The following is an 18,913-nucleotide window of genomic DNA, read 5'->3' as shown; positions in this document are numbered from 1 at the left end:
GTCGTGCCGCAGGTGGGTCAGGGAAGGTGTATCTGAGGTAGTCACAACAGCAATACTTCCACTTTTGCGCCGGCCTGCAATTCGGTGACGCCTGCTGGAATGGTGATGAAGGCGTTGGCTTGGGCCAGGGCGGACAGCAAATGGGATTGCGGGCCACCAATTTCACGCACGGATGCTGCCGATTCGAATTCCGGCCCGGAGTAGATGCCGCGGCGAATCTGGAGCTTTCCCGCCGGAGAGCTCATAGCGTGCTCCAATGTGGCGAGCACACGTGGCCGCAGTGCCGGGGCGCCGATGAGGGCGGACAACGCCGGGCGGAGAAAGACTTCGAAAGACACAAAGGCGCTGACGGGGTTGCCCGGAAAACCAAGAAAGGGAATACCTCTGTAGCTGCCCGCGGCTTGAGGACCTCCCGGTTGCATGGCTACGTGCCCAAAATCCACCTGTGCGTGGTCCTTGGCCAGCGTCAGGGCCTGTTTGACCACCTCAAAAGCTCCAGCGCTGATGCCCCCTACCGAAATGATCAGCTCGCAACCAGGTTCCGAGGAAGCCCCGGAGACCGAGCCGGCCACAAAGTCGTCGAGGAGTTGGAGCAAACCTTCGGGGTCATCCCTGACAACCAAGGACTTGACCACATCCACACCCGCCGCCTCAAAGCTGGCACGCAGCAATGATTCGTTGGCATCGAAGATCATCCCGGCCGGCAGTCCGTCAGCGGCCACGGGATCTCCTGGCGATACCACCTCGTCACCGGTTGTCAGCAGCAGGACCCGAGGCTTCCGTTTGACCGGAAGTTGGGTCATGCCCAGTGCCGCCGCCAACCCCAGATGGGCGGCATTGAGCAGTGTTCCGGCGGCAATGACCGTATCTCCTCGCCGAACGTCGCTCCCCTGGGCCCGGACAAAGGTGCCGGGCGCCGTTGGAGGAAGGTCAACGGTTTCGCCGGCTGCGCCAAAATGATCTGGGATTGCCTGCTCGATCGGGATCACGGCATTGGCCCCGGCCGGAATCATTGCACCGGTCATGATGGGTGCCGCCGTTCCACGAACCAGCGGGGCCGGTACCGCACCAGCCGCTATGGTGGCGACGACCCCGTAGCTGGTTGATTTCTTTGAATCAACGTCTCGTGGTTGTTTATGGTCCACGTGGACGGCATAGCCATCCATCTGCGAATTGGCAAAGGGCGGCAGGTCCACGGGGGCGGTCAGATCCGTGGCCAGCACGCGCCCACGTGCCTGCATCAGCGGCAGTTCCGTATTAGCTGTCAGTTCCGTGTTGGCAACGGCCGTGTCTGACCCTCTGGTGGCGGAGCCCGGGAGATCGGCCCAGCTCCGGCGCAAGAGTTCTTCAACGGCGTGCTGGTGTTCGGCAACTGTTCTACGCATGGTGTCCTCCCGGCGGGGGCAGCGCGGCGCTCCCTCTCCCCCCAATCCTAGGCGAGCCGGCTGGGACGTACGCGGCACGGAAGGGCAGGTGGCGCCGTCGTTCTTCACATTCATGGCCATTGGGCACCAAAGAGTGGACGCGACAGCGCCGGGCGCCCAATAATGGCGTAGCGTTGAGGGATGGAAAGCGAACGTGTGGCATTGGGCCTACCGGTAGTGCGCCCTGGCTCCCCGGGAGCTGGCCTGCCGCGCACTGGCGGTGAAGAGAACGGTCTGCTGGACCAATTTGGTCGCGCCGCCACGGACATGCGCCTCTCGTTGACGGACAAGTGCAATCTGCGGTGCAGCTACTGCATGCCCGAGGCCGGGCTCGAGTGGCTCAAGAAGGACAAGCTGCTCACTGCGGCCGAAATTGTCCGGCTCGTTGGCCTTGGCGTGAACCGGCTGGGTGTCCGGGAACTACGGCTGACAGGTGGCGAGCCACTGGTTCGCGCTGACCTCGTTGAGATCATTGCGGCGCTGCGCCAGAATCACCCCGATCTACCTATTTCCTTGACCACCAACGGTGTTGGGCTGGCGAAAAGGGCGCAGGCGCTCGCCGACGCCGGGCTGACGCGGCTCAATGTTTCCATGGACACACTGCATCACGACGCCTTCCTGCAACTGACGCGCCGGCCGTTCCTTGACCAGGTTCTTGCCGGTATCGAGGCCGCATCGGCCGCCGGGCTGGCACCCATCAAGATCAACGCCGTGCTGTTGCGCGGCATCAATGACGGGCACGCGGCCGAGCTGCTGCAGTGGAGTCTTGACCGCGGATATGAGCTCCGATTCATCGAACAGATGCCGCTTGATGCCGATCACGGCTGGACCCGCGAGGGCATGATCACGGCTGCCGAAATGCGTGGACTGCTGGCAAGCGACTTTGAGCTGTCACCCGATCCGCGCGCCCGGGATGGGGCACCCGCCGAGCGCTTCGAGGTTCGGCATCACGGTTCAACGGAACTCCTGGGCACCGTGGGCATCGTCGCCTCCGTCACCGAACCGTTCTGCACCGACTGCCGCCGTACCCGCATCACGGCCGAAGGCAAGGTCATGAGCTGCCTATTTTCACTGACCGAAGTTGATCTGCTGGCCTTGTTGCGGGCAGGCACCTCGGCGGCCGACGACGACGCCGTCACCAACCGCTGGATGGATGCCATGTGGGCCAAGCCGCGCGCACACGGCATGGGCCATCCAGGCCTAGGCGACGCCGATTTTGTCCAGCCCGACCGCAGCATGAGTGCCATCGGAGGATGAGCGTGAACGTACGATTTTTTGCCGCAGCAGCGGCCGCCACTGGCGTCGAGGAACAGCTCGTTGACGTCGCCACGCTGGCCGGAACGGAACCCTTCACCCTTGCCGAGCTTTCGGCCACGCTCGTGGCGAGCTTTCCGACGTCGGCCTCTCCTCACACTCCCCCGCTGGCAGACATCCTGACCCGGTGCAGTTTCCTCGTCAACGAGGTGGCCGCCCGGGACCTGTCGGCAGTCTTGGAAGCGGGCGACGTCGTCGACGTCCTCCCGCCCTTCGCCGGCGGCTAAGCCTTAAATGGCTTTCGCGCCCGTCCCCCGTTTTCGCTACCCGTAGACGGGGCGCATTATTGGGGAACGGGCGCGAAAACTAAGCTATCGGTTAGAGCGTCAGACCGAAGGTTTCGGTTTCCTCGAACGGACCCACCACAGTTATGGTGCGCGGAGAACCGGCCAATTCACGAGCAAGGTCCTGCACCTCTGCGGCTGTGACCTTGCGGATTCGATCCAGTGACTCATCAATGTCCAGGAATTCGCCGGTGACCAGTTCGGCCCGGCCCAGTCGCGACATGCGGGAGCCGCTGTCCTCGAGAGCCAGGACAATGCCGCCAGCAAGCTGGCCCAGCGCCTTGGACAACTCAGCATCACTGACGCCATGCTCCGCCAGCTTTTCCAGTTCTGCGGTGAGCAGGCCGATGACCTGGCCAACCTTGGCCGGTGCGCAGCCTGCGTACATGCCAAAGTAGCCGGTGTCGGCATAGGAGGAGGCAAAGGAATACGTGGAGTAAACCAGTCCCCGCTTTTCGCGGATTTCCTGGAAGAGGCGCGAGGACATGCCGCCACCCAGAACGGAATTCAGCACGCTCATGACGTAACGGCGCGAATCAGTGGCGCGCAGCGACGGGCAACCCATGATGATGTTGGCCTGTTCAACCTGTCGGTTGACCACATGCAATCCGGCAGTGCCGGACACTTCAACGGGATCACTCGAGCGGCGCGGTGCCGGAGCAATTCCTTCGTCAAGTGACCATCCAGCCGTGCGCAGCGCCTGAAGCACCTGTGCACAAACCTCATCGTGGTCCAGGCCGCCCGCGGCGGTAATGACCAAGGTGTCGGGTCGGTAATGCAGCTGGTAGTGGTCCCATACCGAAGCCCTAGGCACAGCCTTGATAGCTTCGGGTGTGCCGCCAATGGGGCGGCCAAGAGCATGGTCGCCCAACACAGCTGCAACAAATTGTTCGTGCGCCACGTCCGTGGGGTCATCGCCATCCATGGCGATTTCCTCAAGAATGACGTCGCGTTCCTGCTCAAGCTCGGCCGGGTCAATCACGGCGGAGGTGACCATGTCGGCGATGACGTCGATGGCCATGGGCAGGTCGGTATCCAGCACGCGTGCGTAGTAGCAGGTACTTTCCTTGGCCGTGGCCGCGTTGGACTCGCCACCCACCTCGTCAAAGGCGGAGGCAATCTCCAAGGCGGTACGGCGCTTGGTGCCCTTGAACAACAAGTGCTCAAGGAAATGGGTTGAGCCGTGTTGGCCCTCGGTTTCATCCCGAGAGCCAACACCAACCCAAAACCCGATTGTCGCACTGCGCTGACCGGGCATGGACTCGGTGAGGACTCGCACTCCCCCGGGCAGGACCGAGCGGCGCACAATGGCACCGCCGCTCTGGCCCGAGATGAGTGTGGAGTCGCTGCCGTTCATGCCATCAGCTGCGCTTAACAGCGGCAAAAGGGTAATCGCCATGAATTATTCAGCAGCGCTTTCGGCAGCTACATCTTCATCAGCGTTCTCTCCATCGGCAACAACCGGTGAGAGGGAGAGCTTGCCGCGGTCATCGATCTTGGTGATTTCCACCTGGATCTTCTGGCCAACGGAAACTACGTCATCAACGTTGTCCACGCGCTTGCCATTGGCCAGCTTGCGGAGCTCGGAGATGTGCAGCAGACCATCCTTGCCCGGTGTGAGCGAGATGAACGCACCGAACGTAGTGGTCTTGACAACTGTGCCCAGGTAACGCTCGCCAATTTCAGGAATCTGAGGGTTGGCGATTGCGTTGATCGCTGAACGAGCGGCGTCAGCTGACGGACCGTTCGTTGCACCGATGTAGACCGTGCCGTCATCTTCAATCGAGATGTCAGCTCCGGTGTCTTCCTGGATCTGGTTGATCATCTTGCCCTTCGGCCCAATGACCTCGCCGATCTTGTCAACGGGGATCTTGACCGCGATGACGCGAGGCGCGAACTCGGAGAGCTCGTCCGGTACGTCGATGGCGCTGGTCAGAACGCTGAGGATGTGCAAGCGAGCTTCGCGAGCCTGCTTCAGTGCAGCAGCCAGAACGGAGGCCGGGATGCCGTCGAGCTTGGTATCAAGCTGGATGGCCGTAACGAACTCTGCGGTACCGGCAACCTTGAAGTCCATGTCACCGAAAGCATCTTCGGCGCCGAGGATATCGGTCAGGGCAGCGTAGCGGGTCTGGCCGTCAACCTGGTCGGAGACCAAGCCCATGGCGATACCGGCAACGGGGGCCTTCAACGGGACACCAGCGTTGAGCAGCGACAGGGTCGATGCACAAACGGAACCCATGGACGTTGAGCCGTTCGAGCTCAATGCCTCGGATACCTGGCGGATGGCGTAGGGGAATTCCTCACGCGAAGGCAGAACGGGCACGATGGCGCGTTCGGCCAGGGCGCCGTGACCGATTTCGCGGCGCTTGGGCGAGCCCACGCGGCCGGTTTCACCGGTGGAGTACGGCGGGAAGTTGTAGTTGTGCATGTAGCGCTTGCGCGTTACCGGGCTCAGCGAGTCAATCTGCTGTTCCATCTTCAACATGTTCAACGTGGTGACACCCAGGATCTGGGTCTCGCCGCGTTCGAAGATTGCCGAACCGTGAACGCGAGGAAGAACCTCAACCTCGGCGGTGAGCTGGCGGATGTCCGTCAGGCCACGGCCATCGATACGAACCTGCTCGGTGAGGATGCGCTGGCGGATAACCTGCTTGGTCACCGAACGGAACGCTGCGGAGAGTTCCTTCTCGCGGCCTGCGAAGTTGCCGGCCAATGCAGCCAGAGTCTCATCCTTCAAAGCGTCGGAGGCGTTGTCGCGCTCCTGCTTGTCGGCGATGGTGAACACGGCTGCCAGCTTGGTAGCCGAAGCCTTCTCAACGGCGGCGTAAGCGTCATCCTCGTAGTCAAGGAAGATCGGGAACGTCATGGTGGGCTTGGCGGCGCGAGCAGCCAAGTCAGCCTGAGCGTCGCACAGTGCCTTGATGAACGGCTTTGCCGCTTCCAGACCCTCGGAGACAACCTCTTCGGTGGGGGCCTGGTGGCCCTTTTCCTTGATGAGGTTCCAGGAGTTGTCGGTAGCTTCGGCTTCCACCATCATGATGGCAACGTCGTCACCGGCAACCTTGCCGGCAACAACCATGTTGAACACGGCGTTTTCCAGCTCGGAGTGCTTCGGGAAAGCAACCCACTGGGGGCCCTGTCCGTCGTCGATCAAGGCAACGCGAACGCCACCGATGGGGCCGGAGAACGGCAAGCCCGAGAGCTGCGTTGACATGGAGGAAGCGTTGATAGCTACCACGTCGTAAAGCACGTCGGGGTTGATAGCCAGAACCGTAACAACGATCTGAACTTCGTTGCGCAGGCCCTTGACGAATGCCGGACGCAACGGGCGGTCCATCAAACGGCAGGCCAGGATGGCTTCCGTTGAGGGGCGGCCTTCTCGGCGGAAGAAGCTGCCCGGGATGCGGCCAGCAGCATACATGCGCTCTTCCACATCAACGGTCAGCGGGAAGAAGTCGAAGCCTTCACGCGGCTGCTTGCCGGCCGAGGTGGCCGACAGCAGAACGGTGTCTTCGTCAATGTAAACCATGGCTGCGCCGGCGGCTTGCTGGGCAAGGCGGCCGGTCTCGAAGCGGACAACCCGCTTGCCGTAGCGGCCGTTGTCAATGACAGCCTCTGAATACTGAATCTCGGGACCCTCCATATGAGAGTCACCTCCATTTCTCGGTAGATGTTCGTCTTTGAACCCCTGCCAAGGATCGGCACCGTGCATTCTTCCCAGGATCACCACCGGATCGTGCTGTGGCTCTCTGTACAACATCCGGTCTTCGATCGAGGCCCACGGGCGAGAAGCGTCTAAGCGCTTCTTCCCGGAGGCCACTACCGAGGACCACGAATGCGTGAATGCGGCGGGTTCGTCCTTGCTACGCAGGAGTTGGCAGTGCTGGTGTGCCGCCTACCGGAGCAGACGGCACACTCTTCACAATATAGGTTTCTACACTGTGAAAGGCGGCCTTCCAACACCCAGACACGAAGTCTCAAGTACGAGGAAGGCCGCCTTTGGTCACATAACTAGCGGCGCAGACCGAGGCGCTCGATGAGCGTACGGTAGCGGGCGATGTCGGTGTCCTTCAGGTAGCCAAGCAGGCGACGACGGCGACCAACCAGGCCCATGAGGCCGCGGCGGGTGTGGTGATCGTGCTTGTGCATCTTCAGGTGCTCGGTCAGGTCAGAGATGCGTCGTGAGAGCATCGCTACCTGAACCTCGGGCGAACCGGTGTCGCCTTCGCTGGTTGCGAAAGCCTGCATGATTTCTTGCTTTACAGCGGCTTCAAGTGCCACAAGTAACTCCTATGAATGTGCCGTGAACATGTTGAACTGCGCGTCGGATCAATTTCTTGGCCTAACACAGTTGAATCCAGCCACCACGGACTGCAGCCAGATTCCACCTTTCAGTTTAGTGCAGAAAGTCTGGTTCTGTCGAAGCGGGTGAGCTTGAACTCAGTGTGGTGTGTCACTTAGCCAAGAATTACGCGGGTGTCCACGACATCTTGGTGCATTTGTTCGATGAGAGCCTCCGGGCCGGTGTAGGCGACCATGCCCCGCAAACGCTGCACAAATTCGACCACGACGTGCTGCCCGTACAGGTCGAAGTCCTCCACCGACTCCTCGGGCCTGTTGATCACATAGGCCTCAACCTGCCGGCTGACCCCAACAAATGTTGGGTTTGATCCTACGGAGATGGCGGCCGGCCAGCGGTGTCCATCGGTGTCCGTCAGCCACCCGGCATACACGCCGTCGGAGGGAATGATGCCGCAGGCATCGGGAGAGAGGTTCGCGGTGGGAAATCCCAGTTCACGCCCGCGGGCGGCGCCGTGCACCACCTCTCCACTCATGGTGTGGGCGCGCCCCAACACTCCGGCGGCCGTGTCAACATCGCCGCTCCGCAAGGCCTCGCGCACCCAGGTCGAGGACCAGCGGCGGTCATGGCCCTCATCGTTGACAACCACGACGTCGAATCCTAGGTCAGCCCCTAGGCTCACCATGGTTGAGAGGTCGCCGGTGTTTCCCTTACCGAAGCGAACATCGTGGCCAACCACGACGGCACATGCGCCAAGGCCATCCACAAACACGTTCCGAACAAATTCCTCGGGCGTTTGCTGGGCAAATTCGAGGGTATAGGGCAGAACGAGAACAGCATCCAGCCCGAGTTCCGCCATGGCGGCGAGCTTGTCAGCGTGGCCCATGATCTGTTCCGGTGCTGTTTCTGGCCTGTGGATCTTGGCCGGGTGCGGATCGAAGGTCAGGGCAACCGAGAGTGCACCGCGCCGCGCCGCTTCGGCACGGACCTGCCCCAAGACTTCTTGGTGCCCGCGGTGCAGCCCGTCAAAGTTTCCCAGAGTGACCACGCAAGGGCCAAAGCTCTCGGGAACTTCCTCCATGGAGTTCCAAATCTGCACTACTGTTCCTCGTTCAATTAGTTGCTCGGCGCTTGATGGTCGCGCCCGGATTTGTCACGGATGGGTCAAGACCCTTCCAAGATTACCTGCTAGGGAGAACAGGTCCGTCCCATGCGTGCTGTGGCGTGCTTGGTTCGCCATCGGCCAGCGAGAATTGCCACAGATCGGTGGGATTTCCGCGATCGTTGTAGGCGCCGCGGAGGAGGCCTTCAAAACGAAATCCCAACTTCCAGGCAAGTTTCCGGCTGGCCCAATTCTCGACCATGGCGCTCCAGTGCACGTAGCTGAGATTGAGATGGTTAAAGGCGTAGTCAAGGAGCAGCCGAACGGCTTCTTCGGAAGCCCCCGTACCTCGGGCGTGAGGGCCCATATTGATACCAACGCTGGCCGTTCCGGGATTCTTGCACTGCAGGTCAATCGTGCCAAGGAACTCATCCGTTTCTGCGTCAGCCACGGCGAAGGTCAGCGTCTCCCCCGTCGTCCAGCCATCCACGGTGATGGTCTTGATGAAGTATTCTGCGTGGTCCGCGGAGTAGCCGATCGGTACGGTGGTCCACCGGATGGCTTCCAGACTGCGGCAATTTTCAACCAACACCGGGGCATCGGCCATGGTCAAGGCACGCAGCACCACACTTTCTCCGCGCAGTTCGGGCACCAAAGGGGCCACGTCCAGACGATCCTCCCGCCTGTCCCATTGGACGGCGGTCTGGCTGTAGATCAGGCCGGGGGCCACTTCCGCGTCAACATGGCCCATTCCGGGAATCTGCGCCGCAAGGACAAATCCACAGCGCTCCGCCAGCGAAGTGCTTCCGCGATTCCCAGCCGTACAGAACCAGTGCAGGTACGTCAGCCCAAGATTGCCGAACGCGTAGCCGCACAATAGCTCCATGGCTCGCTGGGCGGCTCCCGTGCCTCGACCGGAAGGCAGCATCTTGATGCCCACACGCGCCGATCCGCCCTTCACTGTTGCGAAAACTTCCTGCAGGCTCAAGGTCCCCACTACCTCGGGGGTTCCCTGAATGCGCTCAGTGATGGCAAAGCGCAGGCCCGTGCCATTTGCCCATCCTGCAGCGATGTGTCCGTCGATGTATCCGGTCGCCTGCACGGTATCCATGGTGGCCAGGGAACCTGTCCACCTGATGTTGAGCGGATCACGGTGAATGGCGGCAAATTCTTCCGCATCCGCAGCGCTGAAGCGACGCAGGGTTGTGACACCGTCGCTCAGAACTGGGTTATTCGCCAGACTTTCTAGCGCACTCACTTCACTTCCCGGTGGCGGTAGAGCCAGATCAAGCCGACGATGGGCAGCAACAGCGGAATGTAGCCGTAGCCCTGGCCGAACTTGCTCCAGACGCTAGCGTGCTGGAAGGCGGCCGGATCGAAGAGGCTCAGGGCCCCAACCACCAGGACGCCGAGAAGTTCGATGCAGATGGCGACCGTGGCGATCGTGGCCCATCTGGCGCCGGGCTTGGCCAGCGAGACGGTTGCAACGATATAGACGATCGCGGCGAAGGCGGAAAGTGTGTAGGCCACGGGGGCCTCATCAAACTTTGTGGCGATCTGGAGGAGCGCGCGGGCCGTGGCAGAGATGGCGAACACTCCGTAGACCGTGATCAGCAGCCGGCCGGGCCCCGAGGTTCGGCCCGTTGGCGTTTCCTGATTGGCTGTGTTGGGAGTGCTCATAATCCAAGTCCTAGCTGAAGTGATTCCAGTGCCGGCGCGGCTTGTGCGGAGAGGGCGGAGAGGCCCGTGCCATACCAAATCTGAGCCATGCGGGCCAGCATGACTACCACCGTGACTCCCACGGCGCCCATGACGTAGTTCGACCAGTGCGTGCGTTCCATCATGGCCCAGTAGAAACCGGCCACGGGCAATGCCGCCGCTGTGAAGATATAACCCCAGAACTCCCACGGTTCGCCCACGAGTGGAACCCCGTTCACCAAGCGAACCAGCGAACCGATCGCGTAGGCAATCATGAAAAGTTCGACGGCGACCAAGGCCAGGAGCGTGACATCGTTGGGTTTCTTTTTCATCACCGCCGCAACGACACACACGATGGTGGAGGCCAACCCAACGATGGCGCCAATAATGAACCAGGCGTCAAGGATCACTGCGTGGGCCCTTCGGTGACGACGGCGGCTTTGGCTTCGGGATCCGGCGGGAAGACGAGGACGGGCTTGGCATATTTGCCAGCGTCCGCCAAAAGGGCAACCAGCGTTCCGTCCGGGGAGAAGGCCGCCGCGGGCTCCTCGGTGGTGTGAGTTCCTTCGGGGCTGGCCGGAATGCGGCGCCCGAAGGAAAGTTCGTTGGCTTCGGCGGCGGTTAGCTCACGCACTGGCATGAGTGCGCGAGCAGCGTCGGCAATGTCGAGAATCTCCAGATTCTCGGCCAGTTCCTCAAGGGTGCGGGCGCGGTCAAGTGTGTACGGCCCGACGGCGCTGCGGCGCAAGGCGGTGAGGTGACCGCCAACGCCCAGATCGGACCCAAGGTCCCGGGCCAAGGCTCGGATATAGGTTCCGGAAGAACAGCGCACGGTGACGTCAATGTCGACGTAGCGCACGCCGTCGTCCGCTAGAGCGTCCGCGGGAATGTCCGCAGGAATGTCCACGGAATCAGCCGTGGCCACAGCCTCGACGCCATGGCGGATGGCCAGCACGTCAAAGGAGTGAATGGTGACCGGCCGGGAAGCAAGCTTGACCTCTTCGCCGGCACGTACCCGGGCATAGGCTCGCTCGCCGTTGACCTTGATGGCGCTGACACTGCTGGGCACCTGCGAAATGGGGCCGCGGAGTTTCGCGATTCCAGCCTCGATGGCCTCATCGGTGACCGCATCGGTGGCCGACGTTGCCGTAACTTCACCTTCGGCGTCGTCCGTGATGGTGGTGGCACCGAGGCGAATGGTGGCCTCATAGGTTTTGGAGGTGCCCACAATGTAGGTCAGGAGGCGGGTGGCCTTATTGACGCCAATCACCAACACGCCGGTAGCCATGGGGTCCAAGGTGCCTGCGTGACCCACTTTTCGGGTCCCTGCAAGCCTTCGCATTCGGCCAACCACATCGTGGCTGGTCCATCCCTGCGGTTTGTCTACTACTACCAGTCCAGAAAGCACGCTTTGAAGTATATCCGCACAGCGGACACTCCTGATGATGCCGGTCCACGTTGGCAGCAGACGGCACCCTGCACGGGAGAGCAATATCACTTCCAATATGCCCGGCCGCGACAATCCATTCGATTCCTCCGCTGGGTTTGCGAGGTGGGTTCCGTGGCGAGTTCCCTGGTGGAAAATCTATTTTGACCCCGATCGAGACCCAGATTTAGACTTAGGGTGCTCGTTCCGCGTGGCCTAGCCGGTTGCGGGATCGGAGTAGTGGGACTGATGGTTCTGGGGGACACCGATCCAGTCACCTGAAAAGGTAGGCACATTGAGGCCGACACTTTCTTGGCTTTGGTGTTTGTAGCCGAACCAGCCCGTCATCACAGGGCCCTCCCCCTAAGGGAAAATAATGAGATCAAGAATTGCAACACTTGCTGCCGCGTGCACCTGTGCCATGATCATGACCGCCGGGCCAGCATTGGCCCAATCCGGCAACTCTCCTGGTCCAACTCCTGGTCCAGTCACTGAGATCACCTCAGGCTTGGTCTCTCCACTCAAGGTGGCTTTTGGCCCCGACGGCAGCTTTCTCGTGGCCGAATCTTTCGCCGGACTGCTCAGCAGCATTTCCGCAACGGGCGAAAAGTCCGTGCTGGTCAATGCGCCAGGGCAGGAAATTGCTGGCGTCTCCTACCAAGACGGGACCACCTACTACTTCAACAATGACCAGGGCGCGGGGCCGGAGCCTGGCGGCGTCTTGCTGCCGGCCCGGCTCATGAAGATCACGAGTGCCGGCGTCACAACGCAGATCACCGATTTGAGTGAGTTCGAAGCCACCGACAACCCCGATGGTGACACTATCTACGGTGTCCGAGACGCCTCAGATGAGTGTCTGGACCTCGCCCCGTACATGCAGTCCCCGGGCGAGCTCTTTTCGCATCCCTATTCATCCGTACCCGGTGACGACGGCGTATACGTGGGCGATGCCGGCGCCAATGCCATCTTGCATGTGACCGACGACGGCGATGTGACTCTGGTCAAGGCTCTCCGAGCGGAACCCATCGAGATTGACGCAGCCGTAATTGCACTTGCTGCTCAAATGGGGATGATCGTTCCGGACTGCATGCTGGGGCTGACCTATTATGCGCAGCCAGTCCCGACGGATGTCACGGTCAAGGGCCAGTGGCTCTACTACACGGTCTTGCCCGGCGTTCCCGGGGAAGGTCTGGGCGTCGGAAAAGTCTACCGAGTCCACTTGCAGAGTGGGGTAACGCAGCTTCTGGCCGAAAACCTGGCTGCTCCCACCGGCATTGCCGTAAGTCGGGACAACACGGTCTATGTTGCCCAGCTCTTTGGTGATGGCGTCAGCACCGTGAAAAACGGGTGTACTGTCAACGTCCTGCCGGCCATGATGGCCTCTGATGTGCAGGTCAAAGGCAATACGCTCGTTGCCCTCACCAACGCCCTCGCAGCAACTGGGGGCAGCCTGGTCACCATGCGCTTGCGATAAATTCACGTTCCTTAAATAACGACGTCGGCCGTCACCTTTCGCGAGAAAGGTGATGGCCGACGTCGTACTTTTTGCTAAGCGTGTTTGGCCAAGCGTTTTGGCTAGGCCTCGTCGTCCTCAGCGGACTTGTAGGGATCTGCCTCGCCGGCGAATTCGGCGTTGGCGGACAGCTCAGCCAACTTGGCATCGCGCTCCTTGGCAACGCGCAGGAGGGCTTCAAGGTTTGAGGCGTTCTCCGGGATCACATCGGCGATGAATTCCAAGGTGGGCGTCAGACGCACGGTGATGTTCTTGCCGACCTCGGCACGGAGCACACCCTTGGCACGCTCGAGACCGATCTTTGCTTCAGTGGTTGCAGTCTCGTCACCAAATACCGTGTAGTAAATGGTGGCGTGCTGCAGATCGTTGGTGACACGGGCGTCGGTGACAGTGATGCCTTCGACGCGCGGATCCTTGACCCTGGTGCGGAGGCCCTCGGCCACGACAACCTTGATGCGCTGTGCCAGCTTGGACGCGCGGGCTGAATCAGCCATGATGAACTCCTAAATTCTGGAAAGATGCTGACGGTTTTAAACCATCTTAGGGAATACAAAGTTGGCTGGGCGCCCACATGGGCACCCAGCCAACTGAGGTCCACGCCGGGGCGTGGTGGGCCCACTCCGCGGTGTGGTGGGCGTGGGGACTAGACGCGCGGCTTTTCGCGCATCTCGTACGTCTGGATGATGTCCTCGGCCTGCAGGTCGTTGAACGATCCCAAACCAATACCACACTCGAAGTCGGTGCGGACTTCGGTTGCGTCATCCTTGAAGCGCTTGAGCGAGTCAACAGTGAGGTTGTCACCGATGATCTTGCCGGCACGCAGGACACGGGCCTTCGTGTTACGGCGGATGATGCCGGAACGGACGATTGAACCAGCGATGTTGCCGTGCTTGGAAGAGCGGAATACTTCGCGGATTTCCGCGGTACCCAGTTCGGCTTCCTCGTACTCAGGCTTGAGCATGCCCTTGAGAGCCAGCTCAATGTCATCGATGGCGCCGTAGATGACCGAGTAGAAGCGCATGTCAACGCCTTCACGGTCAGCCAGTTCAGCAACACGCTCAGCAGGCTTGACGTTGAAGCCGATGATGATGGCGTTATCGACAGTAGCCAAGTTGACGTCGTTCTGCGTGATGGCACCGACACCGCGGTGGATAACGCGGAGCTGAACGCCTTCGCCAACATCGATCTTGAGCAACGAGTCTTCCAGGGCCTCAACGGCACCGGAAACGTCACCCTTGAGGATGAGGTTAAGAGTGTCAACCTTGCCGTCAGCAACGGCCTGATCGAAGTCTTCCAGGCTGATGCGCTTGCGGCGCTTGGCCAGTGCTGCGTTACGGTCTGCTGCTTCACGCTTTTCAGCGATCTGGCGGGCCGTACGCTCATCTCCTGTAACGAAGAATGTGTCACCTGCACGGGGAACGTTGGACAGACCCAAGACCTGGACCGGACGCGAGGGTCCAGCCTCGGTGATGACGTCACCGTTCTCATCGAACATGGCACGAACACGGCCGTGTGCGGTACCGGCAACAATCGTGTCACCGACATGCAAAGTACCGGACTGAACCAGGACAGTTGCCACGGAACCGCGACCCTTGTCCAAGTTGGCTTCGATGGCGATGCCTCGAGCGTCCTTGTTCGGGTTGGCGCGCATGTCCAAGGCAGCATCAGCTGTCAACAGCACAGCTTCGAGGAGTTCCTCGATGTTGATGCCGTTGCGTGCGGATACGTCAACGAACATGGTGTCGCCACCGTATTCTTCAGGAACCAAGCCGTATTCGGTCAGCTGGCCACGGATCTTCTCCGGGTTGGCGCCTTCCTTATCGATCTTGTTCACTGCAACAACGATCGGCACACCAGCAGCCTGAGCGTGGTTAAGCGCCTCAACTGTCTGCGGCATGACGCCATCATCAGCGGCAACTACCAGAACGGCAATGTCGGTGACCTTGGCACCACGAGCACGCATGGCGGTGAACGCCTCGTGACCGGGTGTATCGATGAAGGTGATGCGACGTTCGTTGCCCTCGTGCTCGTGCACGATCTGGTAGGCACCGATGTGCTGGGTGATGCCACCGTGCTCATCGGCGACAACATCCGACTTGCGGATGGCGTCCAACAGGCGGGTCTTACCATGGTCAACGTGACCCATGACGGTGACAACCGGCGGGCGAACCTCAAGATCGTCGTCGCCTTCTGCTTCAAGCTCGGCTTCAAAGTCGATGTCGAAGCTGCTGAGCAGTTCGCGCTCTTCATCTTCAGGGGAAACGACCTGGACCTTGTAGCCCAGCTCGGCACCCAAGAGTGCAAAGGTGTCTTCATCCAAGGACTGCGTGGCGGTAGCCATTTCGCCCAAGTGGAAGAGTACCGTCACCAATGCTGCGGGGTTTGCCTCGATCTTGTCGGCAAAGTCCGAGATGGATGCACCACGACGCAAGCGGATAACGGTGATGCCGTTACCGCGGGGAACCGTTACGCCACCAAGTGAAGGAGCACTCATCTGCTCTAGTTCTTGGCGCTTGGCACGCTTCGACTTGCGCTGCTTGCCACGGCCTGCGCCGCCCTTACCGAAGGCACCCTGGGTACCACCGCGACCGCGGCCACCCTTGCCGAAGCCACCACCGGCGGGAGCTCCACCTGGAGCGCCACCGGGAGTAGCACCGGGAGCACCCGGACGTCCACGGCCCGGAGCACCGGGACGGTCAGTTCCGCGGCCGGGCGCAGCGGGGCGCTCGGTGCGGTTGGGCATCATGCCAGGTGTGGGACGGGCTCCACCCGGACGCGGAGCGCCACCGGCGGGACGGGGTCCACCGGCACCGGGGGCACCGGCCGGACGCGGTGCGCCCGGACGAGGTCCACCAGCGCCAGCTGCGGGACGGGGTCCACCCGGACGGGGTCCACCAGCGCCAGCTTCAGCGTTGCGTGAGGAACCCGGGCGAGGCATGCCCTGTGACGGTGCAAACGGGTTGTTGCCGGGGCGCGGAGCACCGGCACCAGCACCTGCGCCGGCTCCAGCCGGACGGGGTGCGCGGTTGTCGCCACGGTTGTCACTACGACCTTCGTTGCGATCGGGGCGGCTGCCTGAACGCGGCATACCCTGTGAGGTTGCAAACGGGTTGTTACCCGGACGCGGAGCACCCGGGGCAGCAGCCTTGGGGGCAGCGGCCTTAGGTGCAGCGGCGGGGGTTGCTGCTGCGGGAGCAGCAGGTGCAACAGCAGCGGGAGCTGCCGGGGCCGGAGTTGCAGCGGCGGGTGCCGGAGCAGCCGGAGTTGCCTTGGCGCCAGGCTTTACAGCCGGCGCGGGAGCCTTCGGACCAGGAACGACGGCGCTGGGCGCGGCCGGTGCGGATTCCTGGGCGGCAGCGGGTGCCTTGGACTCAGCAGCCTTGGGAGCAGCCGGTGCGGCTGCTGCAGGCTTTGACTCGGCAGCCGGGGCTGCCGTGGGGAATGCGTCGCGAAGTTTCTTCACGACGGGGGCCTCAATGGTTGAGGATGCTGAACGAACGAATTCGCCCAACTCCTGCAGCTTACTTACTGCTTCTTTTGAGGTGATGCCGAGCTCTTTTGCAAGCTCGTGTACGCGGGCCTTGGCCACATTACTCCTGTCTCGGCCCGCACCGGACAGGTACGAACCGTTTAATTCTTACTGCAACATTCCACGTTGGAATGGGCGGTATGAGAGAGCACAAAGATGCTCATTTTTGGGCACTCATCGCTGGGTACTCATCGGGTTTCCATCGGTTTTCTGACCCGCTTTCACAAAAGGGACAATTAGGTTCGTATGACGTGGCCTGCCAGTTGCGGCAAACCATTCTGTGCAAACGCTTCAACGTCTCCGATATTGGTGACCCCCGGAAGGGCCCTGCCAATAGCGCGTCGCTTGATCGCTAGCTTCCAACATTCCTCGCTGGGGTGCAGCCAAGCGCCCCTGCCAGGTATACGACGTCGAACATCAACCAATGCCTCCGTTTCACCGGAGCTGTTGGTTGATCGCACTAGCCGAACAAGTTGAATCCGTGCCCCACTTTTCCTGCACCCAATACATGTCCGTACAGACTCGTCAGCTTCGACCGCATCGCCATGCGCGTCAATTGACTGCGCTGCAATTACTTTCTTTGCCAACTGTGCTGTGCCTTCATGTACTTAGGGTGTCAGGGCAGTTTCGGGCCCGGTTCTTCTTATTCTACCGCGCGGGCCGACCGCAGACCTAAACCGCCGCGGCGTCGGAGACGATGTCGATGCGCCATCCTGTGAGCTTGGCGGCCAAGCGTGCGTTCTGGCCTTCCTTGCCGATAGCCAAAGACAGCTGATAATCCGGAACTACCACGCGAGCTGAACGCAAAGCCTCATCAAGGATGGTGACGGAAATCACCTTCGACGGTGAGAGCGAGTTGGCGATGAACGTGGCCGGATCCTCATTGAAATCAACGATGTCGATCTTCTCGTCGTTGAGCTCGGTCATGACCGCGCGAACGCGTGAACCCATCTCACCGATGCAGGAACCCTTAGCGTTAACGCCGGCCTTGTTGGCCTGAACAGCCATCTTGGTGCGGTGACCGGCTTCGCGGGCCAGGGCGACGATCTCGACGGTGCCGTCGGCAATCTCGGGAACTTCCATTTCGAAGAGCTTGCGCACGAGGCCGGGGTGGGAACGTGACAGCGTGATCGAGGGGCCCTTGGTGCCGCGGTGAACATCCACCACAAAGGTGCGGATGCGGTTTCCGTGGCGGTAGACCTCGCCGGGCACCTGCTCGTTGGGAGGCAAAACGCCCTCAACGGCGCCCAGGTCAATCTGAATCATGTTCGGGTTGTTGCCCTGCTGGATCTGGCCGGCGACGAGTTCGCCTTCCTTACCGCGGTACTCGCCCACAACTGCATCATCTTCGGCATCGCGAAGACGCTGAAGGATGACCTGGCGGGCGGTGCTGGCAGCAATGCGGCCAAAGCCCTTGGGTGTGTCCTCGAATTCACCGATGGCATTGCCATCGTCGTCGAGCTCGGCAGCCCAAATGGTGACGTGGCCGCTCTTGCGATCAAGCTCGGCGCGGGCCATATCGTGGGCGTCGCTCGACTTGTGGTAGGCCATCAGCAAGGCCTGCTCAATGGTGGGAATCAGCACATCCAAGGGGATTTCCCGTTGGCGCTCCAGTTCGCGAAGTGCGCTCATATCAATATCCATGGTCAGTTTCCCTCTCCATCGACCGCGTTGCCGCTTGTCGGTTCAAATTCCAAATCGAGCTCAGCCTCATCCAGGCGAGCAAATTCCAGTTCAACAACACCACGGCGGATCACCGTAAACAAGATCTTTTCAGGTTCACCCTGCTTGGCTTTCATGCCCTTTTTCACCGGAAGTTCCGGGCGGAAAAGCACACCATCGTCTTCAACGGCCAGAATTCGGCCCATGAAGTTTTCCCGATCCGAGGCGTTGACCTTGGCCATGCGGCCCAGTGCGCGGCGCCAATGGCGGGGTTCAGTCAGGGGTCGGGTTGCTCCGGGTGAGGATATTTCCAGATCGTAGGCGCTGCCGTCATCGTTAGGATCGGTATCCATGGCGTCGGAGAGTTCCCGTGAAATTGAGGAAATCGCATCAAGGCCCACTCCGCCTGGCTCATCTTCAGGCAGATCAACAATGATGGAGACAGTACGGTGAGCTCCTGCGAAGTGCACCTTAACGTCTTCTAGATACAGATTCGCGGCTTCGACCGTAGGGGTAAGGAATGCATGAAGCCTTTGCGCTTCAGCGATGGCATCCGATGCTGAGGGCGCATTCCCTGAGCGTGCGGTCATTTTGGACCTGTCCGGCTTCGTCATAAAACGCACGCCTCCCTATTGATGTTGTTGTAGTTATATAGACTACC

At 61.0% G+C, this 18,913-nt stretch carries 17 protein-coding genes; 3 read left to right on the top strand and 14 right to left on the bottom strand.

Annotation, left to right across the window (positions count from 1 at the left end; genetic code table 11):
- Nucleotides 1–41: 41 nt before the first annotated feature.
- Entirely contained in the window at nt 42–1,385 is a 1,344-nt protein-coding gene (glp, locus tag ACP7B9_RS11415) for a gephyrin-like molybdotransferase Glp (protein ID WP_425863437.1), read from the bottom strand.
- A gap of 180 nt (nt 1,386–1,565) precedes the next feature.
- Between glp and moaA the strand changes: the two genes are divergently transcribed.
- Both moaA and ACP7B9_RS11405 read left to right on the top strand, forming a co-directional pair.
- Entirely contained in the window at nt 1,566–2,681 is a 1,116-nt protein-coding gene (gene moaA, locus ACP7B9_RS11410; RefSeq protein WP_425863435.1) for a GTP 3',8-cyclase MoaA, read from the top strand.
- Nucleotides 2,682–2,683: 2 nt separating this feature from the next.
- A complete protein-coding gene (locus tag ACP7B9_RS11405; protein ID WP_425863433.1) occupies nt 2,684–2,965 on the top strand; it encodes a MoaD/ThiS family protein in 282 nt (93 codons plus the stop codon).
- 91 nt (nt 2,966–3,056) lie between these two features.
- Here the strand turns inward: ACP7B9_RS11405 and ACP7B9_RS11400 are convergent, their stop codons facing one another.
- The 8 genes from ACP7B9_RS11400 to truB form a co-directional block, all read right to left on the bottom strand.
- Nucleotides 3,057–4,421 carry a M16 family metallopeptidase gene (locus ACP7B9_RS11400; RefSeq protein ID WP_425863431.1) on the bottom strand — a complete coding sequence of 455 codons (1,365 nt, stop codon included), beginning with the start codon at nt 4,419–4,421 and terminating at the stop codon, nt 3,057–3,059.
- Nucleotides 4,422–4,424: 3 nt separating this feature from the next.
- Complete coding sequence (locus ACP7B9_RS11395; protein ID WP_425863429.1) at nt 4,425–6,665, bottom strand: polyribonucleotide nucleotidyltransferase; 2,241 nt, start codon at nt 6,663–6,665, stop codon at nt 4,425–4,427.
- 368 nt (nt 6,666–7,033) lie between these two features.
- Nucleotides 7,034–7,303 (bottom strand): 30S ribosomal protein S15, encoded by a 270-nt coding sequence (gene rpsO / locus ACP7B9_RS11390; RefSeq protein WP_044579107.1) that lies wholly within the window; start codon nt 7,301–7,303, stop codon nt 7,034–7,036.
- A gap of 176 nt (nt 7,304–7,479) precedes the next feature.
- Nucleotides 7,480–8,421 carry a bifunctional riboflavin kinase/FAD synthetase gene (locus ACP7B9_RS11385; protein WP_425863428.1) on the bottom strand — a complete coding sequence of 314 codons (942 nt, stop codon included), beginning with the start codon at nt 8,419–8,421 and terminating at the stop codon, nt 7,480–7,482.
- Between the two features lie 82 nt (nt 8,422–8,503).
- On the bottom strand, nt 8,504–9,682 hold the full coding sequence (locus ACP7B9_RS11380) for a GNAT family N-acetyltransferase (RefSeq protein WP_425863427.1): 1,179 nt from the start codon (nt 9,680–9,682) through the stop codon (nt 8,504–8,506).
- Complete coding sequence (locus tag ACP7B9_RS11375; RefSeq protein WP_425863425.1) at nt 9,679–10,104, bottom strand: hypothetical protein; 426 nt, start codon at nt 10,102–10,104, stop codon at nt 9,679–9,681. The genes ACP7B9_RS11380 and ACP7B9_RS11375 overlap by 4 nt, the downstream gene beginning before the upstream one ends.
- A complete protein-coding gene (locus tag ACP7B9_RS11370) occupies nt 10,101–10,532 on the bottom strand; it encodes a hypothetical protein (protein WP_425863424.1) in 432 nt (143 codons plus the stop codon). The genes ACP7B9_RS11375 and ACP7B9_RS11370 overlap by 4 nt, the downstream gene beginning before the upstream one ends.
- On the bottom strand, nt 10,529–11,530 hold the full coding sequence (gene truB, locus ACP7B9_RS11365) for a tRNA pseudouridine(55) synthase TruB (protein WP_425863422.1): 1,002 nt from the start codon (nt 11,528–11,530) through the stop codon (nt 10,529–10,531). Before truB ends, ACP7B9_RS11370 begins: the two co-directional genes overlap by 4 nt.
- A gap of 394 nt (nt 11,531–11,924) precedes the next feature.
- Here truB and ACP7B9_RS11360 point away from each other — a divergent pair, with 394 nt between their 5' ends.
- Nucleotides 11,925–13,022 carry a ScyD/ScyE family protein gene (locus ACP7B9_RS11360; RefSeq protein ID WP_425863420.1) on the top strand — a complete coding sequence of 366 codons (1,098 nt, stop codon included), beginning with the start codon at nt 11,925–11,927 and terminating at the stop codon, nt 13,020–13,022.
- Nucleotides 13,023–13,123: 101 nt separating this feature from the next.
- On the opposite strand, the gene rbfA is transcribed toward ACP7B9_RS11360, so the two are convergent.
- From rbfA to rimP, 5 genes are all read right to left on the bottom strand, one after another.
- Nucleotides 13,124–13,555 (bottom strand): 30S ribosome-binding factor RbfA, encoded by a 432-nt coding sequence (gene rbfA / locus ACP7B9_RS11355; protein WP_425863418.1) that lies wholly within the window; start codon nt 13,553–13,555, stop codon nt 13,124–13,126.
- A gap of 149 nt (nt 13,556–13,704) precedes the next feature.
- Nucleotides 13,705–16,650, bottom strand: coding sequence for a translation initiation factor IF-2 (gene infB, locus ACP7B9_RS11350; RefSeq protein ID WP_425863416.1), 2,946 nt, complete (start codon nt 16,648–16,650; stop codon nt 13,705–13,707).
- A gap of 176 nt (nt 16,651–16,826) precedes the next feature.
- Nucleotides 16,827–17,051 carry a YlxR family protein gene (locus tag ACP7B9_RS11345; protein ID WP_425863414.1) on the bottom strand — a complete coding sequence of 75 codons (225 nt, stop codon included), beginning with the start codon at nt 17,049–17,051 and terminating at the stop codon, nt 16,827–16,829.
- Nucleotides 17,052–17,262: 211 nt separating this feature from the next.
- Nucleotides 17,263–18,234, bottom strand: coding sequence for a transcription termination factor NusA (nusA, locus tag ACP7B9_RS11340; protein WP_425863412.1), 972 nt, complete (start codon nt 18,232–18,234; stop codon nt 17,263–17,265).
- A 2-nt stretch (nt 18,235–18,236) separates the two neighbouring features.
- Entirely contained in the window at nt 18,237–18,866 is a 630-nt protein-coding gene (gene rimP / locus ACP7B9_RS11335) for a ribosome maturation factor RimP (RefSeq protein WP_425863410.1), read from the bottom strand.
- Between the last annotated feature and the right edge of the window lie 47 nt (nt 18,867–18,913).

This window comes from Arthrobacter sp. TWP1-1, from assembly GCF_049897845.1.
In the GTDB taxonomy this organism is placed as follows: domain Bacteria; phylum Actinomycetota; class Actinomycetes; order Actinomycetales; family Micrococcaceae; genus Specibacter.
This window is presented reverse-complemented; position numbering and strand designations above follow the sequence as displayed.